Origin of the sequence: Thermasporomyces composti, from assembly GCF_003386795.1 — a bacterium.
In the GTDB taxonomy this organism is placed as follows: Bacteria; Actinomycetota; Actinomycetes; order Propionibacteriales; family Actinopolymorphaceae; genus Thermasporomyces; species Thermasporomyces composti.
Genome location: NZ_QTUC01000001.1, coordinates 3,251,782 through 3,267,137 on the forward strand (window position 1 = coordinate 3,251,782; position 15,356 = coordinate 3,267,137).

The following is a 15,356-nucleotide window of genomic DNA, read 5'->3' on the forward strand; positions in this document are numbered from 1 at the left end:
CGTCGCGTCGCGCGGCCGGCTCGCGCCTCAGATCGGCAGACCGAGCTGACGCAGCCAGGGCAGCGGGTCGATGGGGTCGCCTCCGCCAGGACGCACCTCGAGGTGGAGGTGCGGTCCACTGGAGTTGCCGGTGCTGCCGACGTACCCGATCGTCGTGCCCGCGGCGACGTAGCCGCTCCGACGCTCGTATCCGGAGAGGTGGCAGTACCAGGTCACCGTGCCGTCCGGGTGCCGGATGGCGATCTTGTTGCCGTAGGGGCCGTCGTAGCCCGCCTCGATGATCTCGCCGTCGCCGATGGCTCGGACAGGGCTCCCCAAGGGGGCGGCGAAGTCGAGACCCGTGTGGTTGTGGCTCCACATCGAGCCGGCGTCACCGAAGTAGGCGCTGAGCCGGAACGACCGCAGCGGGAGGTACCACTGGATGACCCGCTCGAAGGTTTGTTCCTGGGTGGCGGCGCGGGCGCTCTTCTCGATGAGCTGGAGCTCCTTCGTGCGCTCGGCCTCCCAGACGGCCCGTTCGGCGGCGGCGAGCCGGCGCTGCCGCTCGGCCTCCCTGGCGGCCGCTTCGGCCTTCGCTCGGGCGTCGTCGCCCCGCGACCGGTCAGCGCGGCTCGCGGCGGCGGACCGGGCCTCGTGCAGCTGGTTGACGGTGAGGGCGATGCCCGCGGGCGCACTCTGTCGGACCTCGGTGGTCGGCGCGCTGCTGGGCGCTGCCGCGTGGACCGTCATCGCGCCGGTCGCAGCGGCCACCAGGGTCGCGACCCCGGCCACGGCCGGCACGGTGGGGAAGGTGGAGGCCGGCGTGCGGTTGCCCGCGGCCTTCTTCCGTTTCCCTCCCGCAGGACGGGCCGCGCGACCGAGCCGGGTTGCGGAGATCGTGGAACGGCTCGCGCGTCGACGCCCCCCTCGGCTCGTGCCGGTGGCACGGCGGTACTCCTGCGGGGAGGGCTGGGGGGATGGCTGCGTGGTGCGGTTGGCCTGAAGGCTGCCGAGGGCCGGACTCACGCCCGTCGCCATCCTTCGACCCGCTCCGGGGACGTCGCGGTGGAGGCCGGGGTGACCAGTGTCAGACGCCGCCTGCCCAGACCCGGGCGTGGAGGCCAGGTCGGTGCGCGGGAGCTGAGGATGCCAAGGGGACGCAGCGGCTCGCGGGCCAGCGGCCCGCCAGTCCGGACGCTGATCCCGCGCCGGACGTTGACCCCGTGCCGGCGTGGTCACGACGTCAGCGTGACCTGGCGCAGGTGTGGTGCGGCTGACTCCGGCGTCGCGAGCTCCGCCGAGCCGCAGAGGCTGGGCGTCGTCTCTCTCCGTCCGGATACGCCTGCCGACGTAAACCCGCGGGCGGGACGGCCGAAAGCGAGCGGCCGGCGCAGCACGGCGGTGCTTCCCGGGCTCGGCCACGGACGTTTACCCTTCCTCAACTGCTGCCTGGGGGCAGCCAAGGTACGGACGGCGGAGACGATAACGGATGTGTCAACCGGTGCCAAATGCTCGCACACGGATTGTGGTTCATCCGTTGATGACGAATCGTGACAAACGCCGCTCAGCCGACAGGGTTGGCTACGATCCGTATCGAGATTCGCCGAATTCGTGACGATCGTCACGGCGTTCCGGAGGGCGTTCCGTCGTCCTAGCGTCGAGGTCGTCGCGTCCGTGCCATTGGTCGCCCCATCCCGTGGCCATCCGTGCCATGGTGGAGGCAGCTCGAGCGGGGGGGGGACCGGTCCACCCCCCGCGCGGTGAGGCCTGAGGGTCACGAAGGAGCCGAGGATGGCAGTGCCGGAGAGTCGAGGATCGACACCCGACACCGGTGCCGACGCTGGACGTAGGGCGGCGGCGACCCCGTCACCCGCTGGGCGCATCCGGGTCGTCATCGCCAAACCGGGTCTCGACGGACACGACCGGGGAGCCAAGGTGGTCGCCCGAGCGCTCCGAGACGCCGGCATGGAGGTCATCTACACCGGGCTGCACCAGACGCCTGAGCAGATCGTCGAGACCGCGATTCAGGAGGACGCGGACGGCATCGGCCTGTCCATCCTGTCCGGCGCCCACATGACCCTGTTCCGGCGGGTCCTGGACCTGCTCCGACAGCGCGACGCGGACGACATCGTCGTGTTCGGCGGCGGCATCATCCCCGACGCCGACATCCAGGCGTTGACCGACCTGGGGGTCGCGAAGGTCTTCACGCCCGGCACCCCGACACAGGAGATCGTCACCTGGGTGCGCGATCACCTGGGCGAACCGGCCGAGCCAGCGAGCGCCGAGTCAGCCTGACCGGTCGTGGACGTCCACGGACGCGCTGTACTCGGGCGCCGACCCGCCGGTGACCACGCCTGAGGGCGGGACTAGGCTCGCCGCGGGTTCTGATGTGGAGCCCCGAGTAACGAACCCTGACAACCAGGCGTACGCGAACCGATCAGGAAGAGCGCGCTCGTGGACCTAATGGAATACCAGGCGAAGACTCTCTTCGCCGACCACGGTGTACCGGTCACACTCGGCCGGGTTGTCCGAACTCCGGAGGAGGCGCGCGCCGCCGCTGCGGAGTTGGGCGTACCGGTTGTCGTCAAAGCGCAGGTCAAGACGGGAGGGCGCGGCAAGGCGGGCGGTGTGAAGCTCGCGGCGAATCCCGACGAGGCCGCCGACCGGGCCCGCGACATCCTCGGCCTCGACATCAAGGGCCACACGGTGCGCCAGCTGCTGGTCGCCCCTGCGGCCGAGATCGCCGAGGAGTACTACTTCTCCTTCCTCGTCGACCGGGCCAACCGCGCGTACCTGTGCATCGCCTCGACCGAGGGCGGCGTGGAGATCGAGGAGGTCGCTCGGACCAAGCCCGAGGCCGTACACAAGATCCCCATCGACCCCATCGACGGGGTCGACGAGGCCAAGGCCCGCGAGATCGTGGCGACGGCGGGCTTCCCCGCTGAGGTGGCCGACGACGCCGTCGCGGCCATCCTGCGGCTGTGGGAGGTCTTCACCGCCGAGGACGCCACGCTCGTGGAGGTCAACCCTCTCGTCAAACGGGGAGACGGGCGCATCGAGGCGCTGGACGGCAAGGTCACGCTTGACGACAACGCCGCCTTCCGGCATCCCGAACACGCCGCGTTCGAGGACAAGGAGGCGGCCGATCCGCTGGAGCAGCGGGCCAAGGAGAAGGACCTCAACTACGTCAAGCTGCAGGGCGAGGTCGGCGTCATCGGCAACGGCGCGGGTCTGGTGATGAGCACGCTCGACGTCGTGGCCTACGCCGGTGAAGAGTTCCCGGGTCCGGACGGCCGCGGTGTCCGTCCTGCCAACTTCCTCGACATCGGCGGTGGCGCCTCAGCCGAGGTCATGGCGGACGGCCTGGAGATCGTGCTCTCCGACCCCGACGTCAAGGCCGTGTTCGTCAACGTCTTCGGCGGCATCACCGCCTGCGACGCGGTGGCCAACGGAATCGTCGCGGCGTTCAGGCTGCTCGAGGAGCGCGGCGAGGCTGTGTCGAAGCCCTTGGTCGTCCGTCTCGACGGCAACAACGCCGAGCTCGGCCGGCGGATCCTCACCGAGGCGAAGCTGGCCGGCGTCGAGCTGGTCGACACCATGGACGGTGCCGCGCGCCGCGCGGCGGAGCTCGCCGCCTCGGCGACGGCCGGAAACTAAGGAGCGACTGCCGAGATGGCGATCTTTCTCAACGAGGACAGCAGGGTCATCGTCCAGGGCATGACCGGCTCCGAGGGCAGCATCCACACCCGCAAGATGCTGCGCGCCGGCACGACCATCGTCGGCGGCGTCAACCCCCGGAAGGCTGGTCAGAAGGTCGACTTCGACGGCACGACGCTGCCGGTCTTCGCGAGCGTGGCGGAGGCCATGGAGGAGACCGGAGCCAACGTCAGCGTGGTGTTCGTGCCGCCGGCGGCTACGAAGTCGGCGGTGGAGGAGGCGATCGACGCGGGCATGCCGCTCGTCGTGGTCATCACCGAGGGCGTCCCGGTGCACGACACGGCGGAGTTCTTCGCCCGCGCCCAGCGCAGTGGCCGCACGCGGATCATCGGCCCCAACTGCCCGGGCATCGCCTCGCCCGGCAAGGCGTACGCCGGCATCATCCCCGCCGACATCACCGGTCCGGGTCGGATCGGGTTGGTGTCGAAGTCCGGGACGCTGACGTACCAGATGATGTACGAGCTGCGGGACATCGGCTTCTCGACCTGTATCGGCATCGGCGGCGACCCGATCATCGGGACGACGCACATCGACGCGTTGGAGGCCTTCGAGGCCGACCCCGAGACGGAGCTGATCGTGATGATCGGCGAGATCGGTGGGGACGCCGAGGAGCGCGCGGCCGAGTACATCAAGGCCCACGTCAGCAAGCCGGTGATCGGCTACGTCGCCGGTTTCACCGCGCCCGAGGGCAAGACGATGGGGCACGCGGGCGCCATCGTGTCGGGCTCGTCCGGCACGGCGCAGGCGAAGAAGGAGGCACTGGAGGCCTGCGGTGTGCGGGTCGGCCGGACGCCCAGCGAGACGGCTCGGATCGCCCGCGAGGTGGCCGAGAGCCTCTGAGCTCACCACACCGGACGGCTCCTCCGCGTCGACTTCTTCGCGTCGACCTTCTTCGCGTCGACATGGAGCGCCCGCGGGAGGACGCCACCTGCACGCGAAGGGCCTTGGGTCGCACCCCCAAGGCCCTTCGCGTTGTCGGGTCCGAAAGCTGTCGGGTCCGGAAGTTGTCAGGTTCGAAAGCTGTCAGGTTCGAGAGCCTGCCAGGTCCGACGGTCAGCCCGTGGTGTAGTCGGACAAGCGGTTCCAGGCGGCCCGGAGCGCGGGCTCCATCGGATCGCTCTCGTAGTTGAGGTCCTGACCAGCTTGGTGCCAGACGATCACCGACACCGCCCTGCCCCGGCGGACCAAGCCGACGATCTCCATCTCGCCCGAACCGTCGGAGAGCTCGCGGCCGATCCACCACCACCTCGCGACGCCGGACGACACGCTGATGTCGTTCGGCCCGTGGGGAGACCCCCACGCGCAGTCGCTGAGCCACGTGGCGTACGTCCTGGAGGCGGCGCGAGCCTCCTTGGTTGAGCCGAAGACGGCCACCACGCTGGCCCCAGCGACCTGGGCGTCGGAGCCCCAGACGAAGTTGCGACGCGCCACCGCGACCGCGCCGAGGCTCCGCAGATCGGACGCCTGGCAGACCGACGCCGGGCTCGCTCCCTCACCGTCCTCGGTACCGGTCGAGGTCCAGCTGGTGCCCGAGTCGTTGACCTTCGGCATCTCCTCTGAGGTGAGCAGGCTCGCCGCCGGATCGGGTCGCGAAGGCGGGGTCGTGGCCGGCGACTCCGAGGGGGTGCTCGGGCTCGGTGACTCCGATGGCGACGTCGACGGTGTGCTCGGCGTCGGTCCTGGTGTCGTCGCCTCCGGGCTGGTGCCCATGGGGGTGGTCGGCGACGGGCTGGTGTCCTCCGGGGATCCAGGCCTCGTGGGGTGCGGCGCCGGTACGGCGACACCGGAGGCGCGCGTGGAGCTGGAACGATCGGACGTCCGTTCCGAGTCCGTCGGGGATCGCTCCGACGACTCCGTCGTGCCGCCAGGGCTGGTCACTGCGGTTCGATCGGCTGAGGAGGACTGGAGGTAACGGGTCGCGAGCGTCACCGGATCGTAGGGAAGCCCCACGATGGCGCTGTAGCCGAGGGCGCCGACCACGGTCACCACGGCGGCACCTGTCGTCGCGGCCCGCCGCACCTGTCGCTGGTGGCCTCGACGACGAATCGTCGCGCCGTCGGCCCACGTGACCTTGTCCAGGTCGGTGCGGAGGAGCGACAGGCGATCGGTGACCTCGCGCTCGAAGTCAGCGGGCATTCTGGGTCTCCTCCGCGGCTTCGACCGAGGGTGCGTCGTCCTCGCGCAGCAGCTGCGCGAGAGCGGTCCGGCCTCGCGAGAGTCGAGCCTTGACAGTGCCAATGGCCACGCCGGTCTCCTGGGCGATCTCGTCGACCGAGAGCCCTACGAGGTGATGCAGGACGATCGCCTGGCGCTGCGCCTCAGGAATCTCCTTCAGCGCCTCGACGAGGGCGACGTTGTCCGGACTGGGTTCTGGGGCGTGCGCTGGGGGCCCGTGACGGGTCAACGCGGCGATCCCGTTCTTCAGCTTGCGCCAGCGACTCGCCGCGATCCGCCACGCGACGGTGCGCAGCCACGCCTCGGGGTTGGCGTGTTCCGCCACGACGGACCAGTGTTGCCAGGCGCGCGCGTAAGCCTCCTGAACGCAGTCTTGAGCATCCGCAAGGTTCCCGGTCATCGCGTACATCTGGTGGAGCAGCCGCTGGCGGGTGGCGAGGTAGAAGGCATCGAAGTCGTCCGCATTCCCCATGAGCCCTCCGCCACGTCGGGCGACTCCCACATGTGATGACACCGCAGTCAGACCCCAGGTTGCAGCGGACGCTCTCCTCACCACACGTCGCGGTGCGGACGCTGACCGCTGTCGGCAGGTGCGCAGGGGACAAACCTACCCATAGCGGCTCGCTCCCGGACAGCGCCGCCCACGGTGCACTGGTTCAACGGTGCACTGGGCCAGTGGTCGCACTGGTCGGTGGTCGCACTGGTTCAACGGTCGGCCGGCGCGCACCCTCGCGCCGAGGCTAGAACTTAGCCGAGAGCGCCGAGCACCGGAGGCCGGTGAACGATCTCTCCGTCGGCGTGTCCCGCGGAGTCGATCCAGCAGGGCTTGCGAGCATGGCGGCGATGACCGACGTGCGTCCGCGCCCAGCCGCGTCCTCCGCTGACCAACCGTCCACCCCACCGACCTCCCGACCGGCAGCTGTCGGAGCAGTGCTGGCCGCCGGCTGGGCCGGCCTCGTGGGCGCCCTGCCCTGCGCGGCGCTGGCCGTGATCGGCTGGCTCGCGGCCTCAGGCGGTAGCTTCGCCGGTGCGCTTCGCGTCGGCCTGGACGCCTGGTTGCTGGCGCATCGCGTCCCGATCGACCTGGGGAACGGCAGGTTCGACCTGGTGCCGCTGGGGTTGTCGCTCGTGCCGGTGCTTCTGCTGTATCGAGCCGGGGCGTGGGCAGGGCGATCGTCGTCGGCGGCCGGTGAACTGCTGGCCGGGGTGCTCGCGCTGGCGGCGACGTACGGCGGTTTCGCCACTGTGGTGGCGGTCGTGGCCGGGACCGACGGTGCCACACCCGCGCCAACGATCGCTTTCGGCCACGCCGCGGCGCTCGCGACGGTCGTGGGCTCCGCGGGCTTCCTGCGGTCGAGTGGCCGCGCGACCGCCTGGTGGAGGGCGTGCCCGGAGTGGCTCCGCGCCGCGCTGCACGGCGGTCTCACCGGGTTCCTGGCGTCCTTGACCGGGGGCGTCCTGCTCGTCGCCGGCGTCCTGCTCGCACACATCGGGCAGGTGGCGGACGTCACCAAGGCGCTGGCGCCCGGTCCCGTCGGTGTCGTGCTGTTGCTCGTCCTCAGCCTCGCGTATCTCCCGAACGCAGCGCTCTACGCGCTGGCCTTCGCCCTTGGCCCGGGGTTCGCGATGGGAACGGCCACCGTGGTGTCGCCCAGCGGGGTGGTCTTGGGCCCGATGCCGGCGTTTCCGCTGCTGGCCGCTCTTCCGAGCGAGGGTGAGCCACCCGTCTGGAGTGTCGCGCTGCTCGGCGTCCCGATCCTCGCCGGAATGGCGGCCGGCGTGGCGACGACCCGACGCTTTCCCAACTTCGCGCTTGACGCGGCGGTCTTGAGAGGTGTGCTCGCCGGCATGGTGACCGGGCTGGCCTGCACGGGCTGTGTGGCCCTTGCCCGAGGCTCGGGTGGTCCCGGACGTCTGGTCGAGGTCGGTCCGTCCGTGCTCGGCGTCGGTGTCGTCGCGGTCAGCACGTTCGCGATCGCGAGCGCCTCCGGCGTGCTGCTCCTCGGCGCGTGGATCTGGGGACGAGCCCGGCTCAGCGCGGCATGGTCCCGGCGGGTGCGAGGCGCTCGGTGAGGCGCTCCATGAGTCGCTCGTAACACGCCTCCCGGGCGGTCTGGGTGTTGGCCCCGGAGATGCACTCCTGATACTCCATCGCCTCGTCCCAGAACACCACCATGGTGACGATCACGATGGTGGAGAGGGCCGTCGCGACGATGCCCAGCACGATGCCCGCCTTCGCACCGGGCACGGTCGTCCAGGCGTCGCGTGCGGCGCGGCGGGCGAGCACGCCGAGCACGATCGCCGCGACGCCGAGGATCGGTCCGAGCGGGAACGCGATGAAGGCCGCCAGGAGGCCGGCGAGACCCAGCGCCAGGGCGTACCGCCCGCGGTTGCGGAGCCGTCGGGCTTCCTCCTCCGACAGGGTCGTCCGCGGCTCGGAACCGGGGCTGGACCCAGCGTCGGCGCCCGGGCCGAGGTCCGCTCCCGGCGTGCCGGCCCGGTCGCCTCGGGCTTTGCCGGCGAGCATGCGCGCGTAGGGCGAGGACGGTGGCGGCTGGCCGAACACCCGGGAAGCGTCGGCTGGTGCGGCCGTTCCCTCGGGCGGGATGGGGGCGAGCCTGATCGAGCCCGGGTCGTCAGTGTCTCGTCCGTGCGCCTCCGTCGAGGCGTTCTCGCTCGAACGGGTCTCGTCGTCCTTCCCGGGGCCGGTCTGGTCGGCGGCCGGCTGGGAGGTCACCGGCTCCTCGTCGTGGCGGTCGTCGTCGCCCGGACGCTTCTCGGGGCTGCTCACAGGGGCTCTCCCTCGTCGGTTGCTCACCTACCGCTATCGTGGCGGAACGTCCTACCGCATCGGAACGTGCCCGGATCGTTCGACGCGATCATCCGGGGCCACGCACAGCGAGGAGTCATCCTGTCCGCACGCCTGGTCGTCCTGATCTCCGGCTCGGGCACATTGCTCCAGGCCCTGCTCGACGCGTGCCAAGACCCCGCTTACGGCGCCACGGTCGTCGCCGTGGGCTCCGACCGCACCAACGCCTACGGGCTCCAGCGCGCAGCCCGTGCCGGCGTCCCCACCTTCACCGTACGACTGCGTGACTTCGCGACCCGGGAGGAATGGGATGCCGCGCTGACCGAGCGGGTGGCGTCCTACGAGCCCGACCTCGTCATCTCCGCAGGATTCCTCAAGCTCGTCGGAAAGAGGTTCCTCCAGGCGTTCGGCGGTCGCTACATCAACAGCCACAACTCTCTACTCCCGGCCTTCCCCGGCATTCACGCGCCACGCGACGCGCTCGCCTACGGCGTGAAGGTCACGGGGGCCACGCTCTTCGTCGTGGACGAGGGCATCGACGCCGGACCGATCATCGCTCAGGTCGCGGTCCCGGTCGAGGAGAACGACACCGAGGAGACGCTCACCGAGCGCATCAAGGTCGCCGAACGTCGGCAGCTCGTCGACGTCGTCGGCGCGATGGTCCGCCACGGCTACACGGTTCGAGGAAGGAAGGTCACGATCCCGTGAACGGTCCAGCGACCGACGAGCGGCGACCCATCCGTCGGGCGCTCGTCAGCGTCTACGACAAGACCGGCTTGGGCGACCTGGCCCGCGCTCTGGCCGAGGCCGGCGTCGAGATCGTCTCCACCGGATCGACGGCGGCGACCATCGAGGCCGCCGGGGTCTCCGTGACGCGCGTGGAGCAGCTGACCGGCTTTCCCGAGTGCCTCGACGGGCGGGTCAAGACGCTGCATCCCAAGGTCCACGCCGGCCTCCTGGCTGACGTGCGTAACCCCGACCACCGCCGCCAGCTCGAGGAGCTCGGCATCGAGCCCTTCGAACTGCTGGTATCGAACCTCTACCCGTTCGCCGAGACCGTCGCCTCGGGGGCGGATGCCGACCAGGTCGTCGAGATGATCGACATCGGCGGCCCGGCGATGATCCGCGCAGCGGCCAAGAACCACGCCAACGTCGCGGTCGTGACCTCACCGGCTCGCTACGGCGACGTGGTGGAGGCACTGGCCAGTGGTGGGTTCACCGCCGAGCAGCGGAAGCGCCTCGCGGCGGAGGCGTTCGAGCACACCGCCACCTACGACGTGCACGTCGCGTCCTGGATGGGCTCGTACGCGGCCACCGCGGACGACGAGCTCCCGAGCTGGGTGGGCGCCACCTGGCGTCGTCAGGCGGTGCTGCGGTACGGCGAGAATCCGCACCAGCGTGCTGCTCTCTACACCGCCGCGCATGGTGCGGTGCCGGGCCTGGCTCAGGCAGAGCAGCTGCACGGCAAGGAGATGTCGTACAACAACTACGTCGACGCCGACGCGGCTCGTCGCGCCGCCTACGACTTCGACGCGCCTGCGGTGGCGATCATCAAGCACGCCAACCCTTGTGGGATCGCCGTCGGGGCCGACCTGGCCGAGGCGCATCGCAAGGCGCACGCCTGTGACCCGGTGTCGGCCTTCGGCGGAGTCATCGGCGCGAACCGACCGGTGACCGCCCAGGTGGCCGAGCAGGTCGCCGAGGTGTTCACCGAGGTGGTCGTCGCGCCCGACTTCGAACCCGAGGCGCTGGAGATCCTCACCCGCAAGAAGAACGTCCGGCTCCTGCGATGCCCGCCCGCGACCCGCGGTGGGGTCGAGCTCCGGCCGATCTCGGGTGGTCTGCTCGTGCAGAGCGTGGACGCGGTCGACGCTCCCGGGGATGATCCGGCCACCTGGCGCCTGGTCAGTGGCGAGCCGGTCCCGGAGGAGGTGCTCGCCGACCTGGCGTTCGCGTGGCGAGCGGTGCGAGCCGTCAAGTCCAATGCCATCGTGCTCGCCTCCGGCGGCGCCACCGTCGGCGTGGGCATGGGTCAGGTCAACCGGGTCGACTCGGCGCGGCTGGCTGTCAGCCGGGCTGGTGAGCGGGCCGCCGGAGCGGTCGCGGCGTCCGACGCGTTCTTCCCGTTCCCCGACGGGCTGCAGGTGCTGATCGAGGCCGGCGTGCGAGCGGTGGTGCAGCCGGGTGGTTCTCGACGCGACGACGAGGTGATCGCGGTGGCGGCCGCGGCCGGTGTCCCGATGTACTTCACCGGCACCCGGCACTTCTTCCACTGACGTTGCCGCTGGGTCCCCGGGTCCCGCCGAATCCACGTGGAGCGCACGGAGATCCCACGGAAGGCGACGTCACGGACGGACGGGCCCCGGGGGAGTGGCCCCGTCAGCGCTGCTGCCGGTGCGCTGGCGGCGAGCCGGCTGGCCGCGGACAGCGCGAGCGGGCAGGGTGAGCGGGCAGGGTGAGATCGTCGGTGGGCGGTACTCTCCGTAGGTACGAGAACGCCGGGGCGGGCCAGCACCCGACAGCTGGCCAGCCGGAGCGGGAGGATCAGGCGATGGTCGACCAGCCGGGCGTCGCGTCCGCCGGGCGTACCAGCCGTGCTTCCGGCTCTGCCAGGGACGGGTCCGCCGGGGGCCGGGAGCCCTGGTGGGCGTTCTGGAAGCGAGGCACGCACAACCCCGGCCAACCGCTGCCGCCGATTCGTCCGTGGCCTCGACGCCAGTGGCCGCTCTTGGTCGTCCTCACTGGTGTCGCGATCTCGCTCGTGAGCGCGGTCGTCGCCGACTTCCGGCCGGGCATGGTGATGCTGGCGGGCTCGGTGCTGTTGGCGGCGCTGTTCCGGCTGGTCTTGACGACCCGCCGGGCGGGACTGCTGGTGCTGCGCAGCCGGACGACGGACGTGCTGACCTTGACCGCCATGGGGCTGGGCATCTTGGTCCTGGCTCTCGCGATCCCGGACATCCGGTGAGCACGATCCTGGCCTTCGCCCATCGAGGCTCGCAGTGCGCGTCGGGACACAGGGCGTACCTGGACACAGGGCGCACCTGGACGCAGGGTGCATCTGGACAGGTCCGACAAGCCACCGCGGGGCGCAGCGCCCGTGATGAACCGGACGATCTGGGAGCGGGTGGACCGTGGCGCCCGAGGTTCCTTCGGTGGTTCCCGCGAGGTTCCGCCCACCCCTGGCGTCCGGGGCTCAAGCTATTCGGATAGGCTCGGCACAAGTATCTTGGCGTCAAGACATCTTCCGTTCTCGTGACGCCACGACAGTCCGTGACGGCTGAGTCCCGCCGGCGGGCGGGCAACCCAGGAGGCGAGACACCCCATGGCGCGCAGCGGCAAGGTCACCGTCGTCGGGGCGGGTTTCTATGGGTCGACGACCGCCCAGCGGCTCGCCGAGTACGACATCTTCGAAGAGGTCGTCCTCACCGACATCATCGAGGGCAAGGCGGAAGGCCTCGCGCTCGACATGAACCAGGCCCGACCGATCGAGGGCTTCGAGACGAGGGTCGTCGGGCAGACGACCGGCCCTTCGGGCGAGGGCTACGAGGTGATCGGCGGCTCGGACATCGTCGTGATCACCGCCGGGATGCCTCGCAAGCCGGGTATGAGCCGGATGGACCTTCTGGAGACCAACGCTCGCATCGTCCGACAGGTCTCGGAAAACGTCGCCAAGTACGCCCCCAACGCCGTCGTCATCGTCGTCTCCAACCCCCTCGACGAGATGACGGCCCTGGCGCAGATCGCGACCGGCTTCCCGCATCACCGCGTCATGGGGCAGGCGGGCGTGCTCGATACCGCCCGGTTCTCGTACTTCGTCGCGGAGAAGCTCGGCGTCCCGGTCGGTAGCGTGGAGACACTGACCCTGGGATCCCACGGCGAGACGATGGTGCCGGTCCCGAGCAAGTGCACGGTCGAGATCGACGGCCAGCGTCGGGCGCTCACCGAGGTGCTGCCGAAGGAGGACGTCGACGCGCTGGTCGAGCGGACCCGCAACGGGGGCGCCGAGATCGTCGGCCTGCTCAAGACGGGTTCCGCCTACTACGCTCCGTCGGCCGCCGCGGCCCGCATGGCCCGCGCGGTGGCGGAGGACTCCGGGGCCGTCATGCCCGTCTGCGCGTGGGTCGAGGGGCAGTACGGCATCGCGGGCGTCTACCTCGGCGTGCTCGCCGAGATCGGCCGTGAGGGCGTCCGCCGGGTCGTCGAGACCGAGCTGGCCGAGAGCGAGCTGGCCGATCTACGCCGGGCCGCCGAGGCGGTCCGGGCCAAGCAGGCCGACGTGCGGAACCTCTGACAACTGAAGACACCCCCTTCGCACCGTCCACCCAGGCCCGCCGGTTCGCGTCGGAGAGCCGACGCGCGAGCCAGCGAGCACGTCCTGGCCCAAGGAGCACCCCTTGTCGAAGATCACGGTGAAGAACCCCGTCGTCGACATCGACGGCGACGAGATGACGCGTGTCATCTGGAAGGCCATCAAAGAGCGGCTGATCCTGCCGTACCTCGACATTCAGCTCGACTACTACGACCTCGGCATCGAGAACCGGGACGCCACCGACGACCAGGTGACGATCGACGCCGCGAACGCCATCAAGCGGCACGGCGTCGGCGTCAAGTGCGCGACGATCACTCCCGACGAAGCCCGGGTCGAGGAGTTCGGCCTGAAGAAGATGTGGAAGTCGCCCAACGGCACGATCCGGAACATCCTCGGTGGTGTCGTCTTCCGGGAGCCCATCATCATCGGCAACATCCCGCGGCTCGTCCCGGGCTGGACCAAGCCGATCGTCATCGGCCGCCACGCGCACGGCGACCAGTACAAGGCCACCGACTTCGTCGTGCCCGGCCCGGGCAAGGTGACGATCACCTACACCCCGGCTGACGGAAGCGAGCCGATGGAGTTCGAGGTCGCCGAGTTCAAGGGCGGCGGCGTCGCGCTCGGCATGTACAACTTCGACGACTCGATCCGGGACTTCGCCCGGGCCTGCTTCAACTACGGCCTCCAGCGCGGTTACCCGGTCTACCTGTCGACGAAGAACACGATCCTCAAGGCGTACGACGGTCGGTTCAAGGACCTGTTCGCCGAGGTGTTCGAGAGCGAGTTCAAGGGCGCGTTCGAGGAGGCCGGTCTCACCTACGAGCACCGTCTCATCGACGACATGGTCGCCCAGGCCCTGAAGTGGGAGGGCGGCTTCGTGTGGGCCGCGAAGAACTACGACGGTGACGTCCAGTCCGACACGATCGCGCAGGGCTTCGGGTCTCTCGGCCTGATGACGAGCGTGCTGATGACGCCGGACGGCCGGACGGTCGAGGCGGAGGCCGCCCACGGCACGGTCACCCGGCACTTCCGCCGGTGGCAGAAGGGCGAGAAGACCTCGACGAACCCGATCGCGTCCATCTTCGCGTGGACACGAGGACTCGCGCACCGCGGCAAGCTGGACGGCACCCCGGAGGTGGAGGCGTTCGCCCAGACGCTCGAGAAGGTCTGCGTCGAGACGGTCGAGTCCGGCAAGATGACCAAGGACCTCGCGCTGCTCATCGGCGAGGACACCCCGTGGCTGACCACGGACGAGTTCCTCGACGTCCTCGCCGACAACCTCGCTGCCCGCATGAAGGCCGGGAGCTGAGCCCGTCCCGCGTCCGACGTGAAGCGCGCGGCCCCGGCGTGGGCCGCGCGCTTCGTTTCACAGCGCCCTAGGAGCCTTCGCGCGGAAGGTCAGCCGCACACCGAAACCCGAGGTTGCCGGTCGAGCTGTCGGGGGTGTTCTTCGTTCGCGCGGCGACCCGATACCGGTTGCAGTACGACTCGTGACACAGGTAGCTGCCACCGCGCATGACCTTCTCCTGGCCGGTGGGCGGCCCGGTCGGGTTCGTGCGTGTCTCGGGCCGGTCCTCCACGTGCCAGGTCGTGCTCCACCAGTCGGCGCACCACTCCCAGACGTTGCCGGCCACGTCGTAGAGGCCGAAACCGTTGGGGGCGTACGACTTCACCGGCGAGGTCCCCACGAAGCCGTCCTCGGCGGTGTTGTGGCCGGGGAACCGGCCCTGCCAGATGTTGCACCGCCAGCGTCCGCGTGGCGTGAGCTCATCGCCCCACGCGTACCGGGCGCGCTCCAGCCCGCCCCGGGCGGCTCGCTCCCACTCGGCCTCGGTGGGGAGCCGCTTGCCCGCCCATCGCGCGTAGGCGTAGGCGTCCCGCCACGACACGTGGACCACCGGGTGGTTCGGACGCGTCGCGATGTCACTGCCCGGGCCTTCTGGCGCCCGCCAGTTGGCCCCCTCGACGGCCAGCCACCACGGCGCGTCGGGCACGGTGGCGTCCATGACGTACCGCCGCTGCTCCGGGCCCACGAAGAGATGGAACACGAACGACCAGCCGAACCGCTCAGCGTCGGTGACGTAGCCCGTCGCCTTGACGAACGCCTGAAACTGCCGGTTGGTGACGAGCGTGGCGTCGATGAGGAAGGGATCCAGGGTGACGGCGCGAACCGGCCCCTCCCCGTCAGCCGGGAAAGCGTCCGGGTCGTCGCCCCCCATGAGGAAGCGCCCGCCGGGGATGGCGACCATCCCACGCGCCACCTCGCGCGGCGACCGCGAGGGGATCTCGAACGGCAGGTCGTCGTCGGCGATCGCTCCGGTGTGGTCGGACCGTCCCGCGGCACAGCACGCAGACACTCGTCACCAC

The 15,356-nt window shown here is 70.4% G+C and carries 15 protein-coding genes; 10 read left to right on the forward strand and 5 right to left on the reverse strand.

The window, feature by feature from the left end; all coding sequences use genetic code 11:
* Positions 1–27: 27 nt before the first annotated feature.
* Positions 28–1,005: a M23 family metallopeptidase gene (locus DFJ64_RS14120; RefSeq protein WP_147304707.1), complete on the reverse strand. Its 978-nt coding sequence runs from the start codon at positions 1,003–1,005 to the stop codon at positions 28–30.
* A 765-nt stretch (positions 1,006–1,770) separates the two neighbouring features.
* Between DFJ64_RS14120 and DFJ64_RS14130 the strand changes: the two genes are divergently transcribed.
* From DFJ64_RS14130 to sucD, 3 genes are all read left to right on the forward strand, one after another.
* Entirely contained in the window at positions 1,771–2,274 is a 504-nt protein-coding gene (locus DFJ64_RS14130) for a cobalamin B12-binding domain-containing protein (RefSeq protein ID WP_115850876.1), read from the forward strand.
* Between the two features lie 159 nt (positions 2,275–2,433).
* Positions 2,434–3,636, forward strand: coding sequence for an ADP-forming succinate--CoA ligase subunit beta (gene sucC / locus DFJ64_RS14135; RefSeq protein WP_115850877.1), 1,203 nt, complete (start codon positions 2,434–2,436; stop codon positions 3,634–3,636).
* A gap of 15 nt (positions 3,637–3,651) precedes the next feature.
* Positions 3,652–4,536 (forward strand): succinate--CoA ligase subunit alpha, encoded by an 885-nt coding sequence (gene sucD / locus DFJ64_RS14140; RefSeq protein WP_115850878.1) that lies wholly within the window; start codon positions 3,652–3,654, stop codon positions 4,534–4,536.
* A gap of 213 nt (positions 4,537–4,749) precedes the next feature.
* Here the strand turns inward: sucD and DFJ64_RS19265 are convergent, their stop codons facing one another.
* Positions 4,750–5,247: a hypothetical protein gene (locus DFJ64_RS19265; RefSeq protein ID WP_147304708.1), complete on the reverse strand. Its 498-nt coding sequence runs from the start codon at positions 5,245–5,247 to the stop codon at positions 4,750–4,752.
* Here DFJ64_RS19265 and DFJ64_RS19270 point away from each other — a divergent pair.
* A complete protein-coding gene (locus DFJ64_RS19270) occupies positions 5,222–5,608 on the forward strand; it encodes a hypothetical protein (RefSeq protein ID WP_147304709.1) in 387 nt (128 codons plus the stop codon). The two genes, DFJ64_RS19265 and DFJ64_RS19270, sit on opposite strands and share 26 nt — an antisense overlap.
* Before the next feature lie 213 nt (positions 5,609–5,821).
* Here DFJ64_RS19270 and DFJ64_RS14150 read toward each other — a convergent pair whose 3' ends face one another.
* Positions 5,822–6,343, reverse strand: coding sequence for a SigE family RNA polymerase sigma factor (locus DFJ64_RS14150; protein WP_115850880.1), 522 nt, complete (start codon positions 6,341–6,343; stop codon positions 5,822–5,824).
* A 371-nt stretch (positions 6,344–6,714) separates the two neighbouring features.
* Here DFJ64_RS14150 and DFJ64_RS14155 point away from each other — a divergent pair, with 371 nt between their 5' ends.
* Entirely contained in the window at positions 6,715–7,944 is a 1,230-nt protein-coding gene (locus tag DFJ64_RS14155; protein WP_147304710.1) for a cell division protein PerM, read from the forward strand.
* On the opposite strand, the gene DFJ64_RS14160 is transcribed toward DFJ64_RS14155, so the two are convergent.
* Positions 7,904–8,662 (reverse strand): DUF4190 domain-containing protein, encoded by a 759-nt coding sequence (locus tag DFJ64_RS14160; RefSeq protein WP_115850882.1) that lies wholly within the window; start codon positions 8,660–8,662, stop codon positions 7,904–7,906. The two genes, DFJ64_RS14155 and DFJ64_RS14160, sit on opposite strands and share 41 nt — an antisense overlap.
* A 120-nt stretch (positions 8,663–8,782) precedes the next feature.
* Between DFJ64_RS14160 and purN the strand changes: the two genes are divergently transcribed.
* From purN to DFJ64_RS14185, 5 genes are all read left to right on the forward strand, one after another.
* Positions 8,783–9,388: a phosphoribosylglycinamide formyltransferase gene (gene purN, locus DFJ64_RS14165; RefSeq protein ID WP_211310832.1), complete on the forward strand. Its 606-nt coding sequence runs from the start codon at positions 8,783–8,785 to the stop codon at positions 9,386–9,388.
* Positions 9,385–10,956, forward strand: coding sequence for a bifunctional phosphoribosylaminoimidazolecarboxamide formyltransferase/IMP cyclohydrolase (gene purH, locus DFJ64_RS14170; protein WP_115850883.1), 1,572 nt, complete (start codon positions 9,385–9,387; stop codon positions 10,954–10,956). Before purN ends, purH begins: the two co-directional genes overlap by 4 nt.
* 275 nt (positions 10,957–11,231) lie before the next feature.
* Positions 11,232–11,645 (forward strand): DUF3017 domain-containing protein, encoded by a 414-nt coding sequence (locus DFJ64_RS14175; protein WP_115850884.1) that lies wholly within the window; start codon positions 11,232–11,234, stop codon positions 11,643–11,645.
* Between the two features lie 357 nt (positions 11,646–12,002).
* On the forward strand, positions 12,003–12,971 hold the full coding sequence (locus DFJ64_RS14180; protein WP_115850885.1) for a malate dehydrogenase: 969 nt from the start codon (positions 12,003–12,005) through the stop codon (positions 12,969–12,971).
* A 103-nt stretch (positions 12,972–13,074) separates the two neighbouring features.
* Positions 13,075–14,298: an NADP-dependent isocitrate dehydrogenase gene (locus DFJ64_RS14185; RefSeq protein WP_115850886.1), complete on the forward strand. Its 1,224-nt coding sequence runs from the start codon at positions 13,075–13,077 to the stop codon at positions 14,296–14,298.
* Between the two features lie 67 nt (positions 14,299–14,365).
* Here the strand turns inward: DFJ64_RS14185 and DFJ64_RS14190 are convergent, their stop codons facing one another.
* Complete coding sequence (locus DFJ64_RS14190; RefSeq protein ID WP_245941130.1) at positions 14,366–15,346, reverse strand: formylglycine-generating enzyme family protein; 981 nt, start codon at positions 15,344–15,346, stop codon at positions 14,366–14,368.
* Positions 15,347–15,356 lie beyond the last annotated feature (10 nt).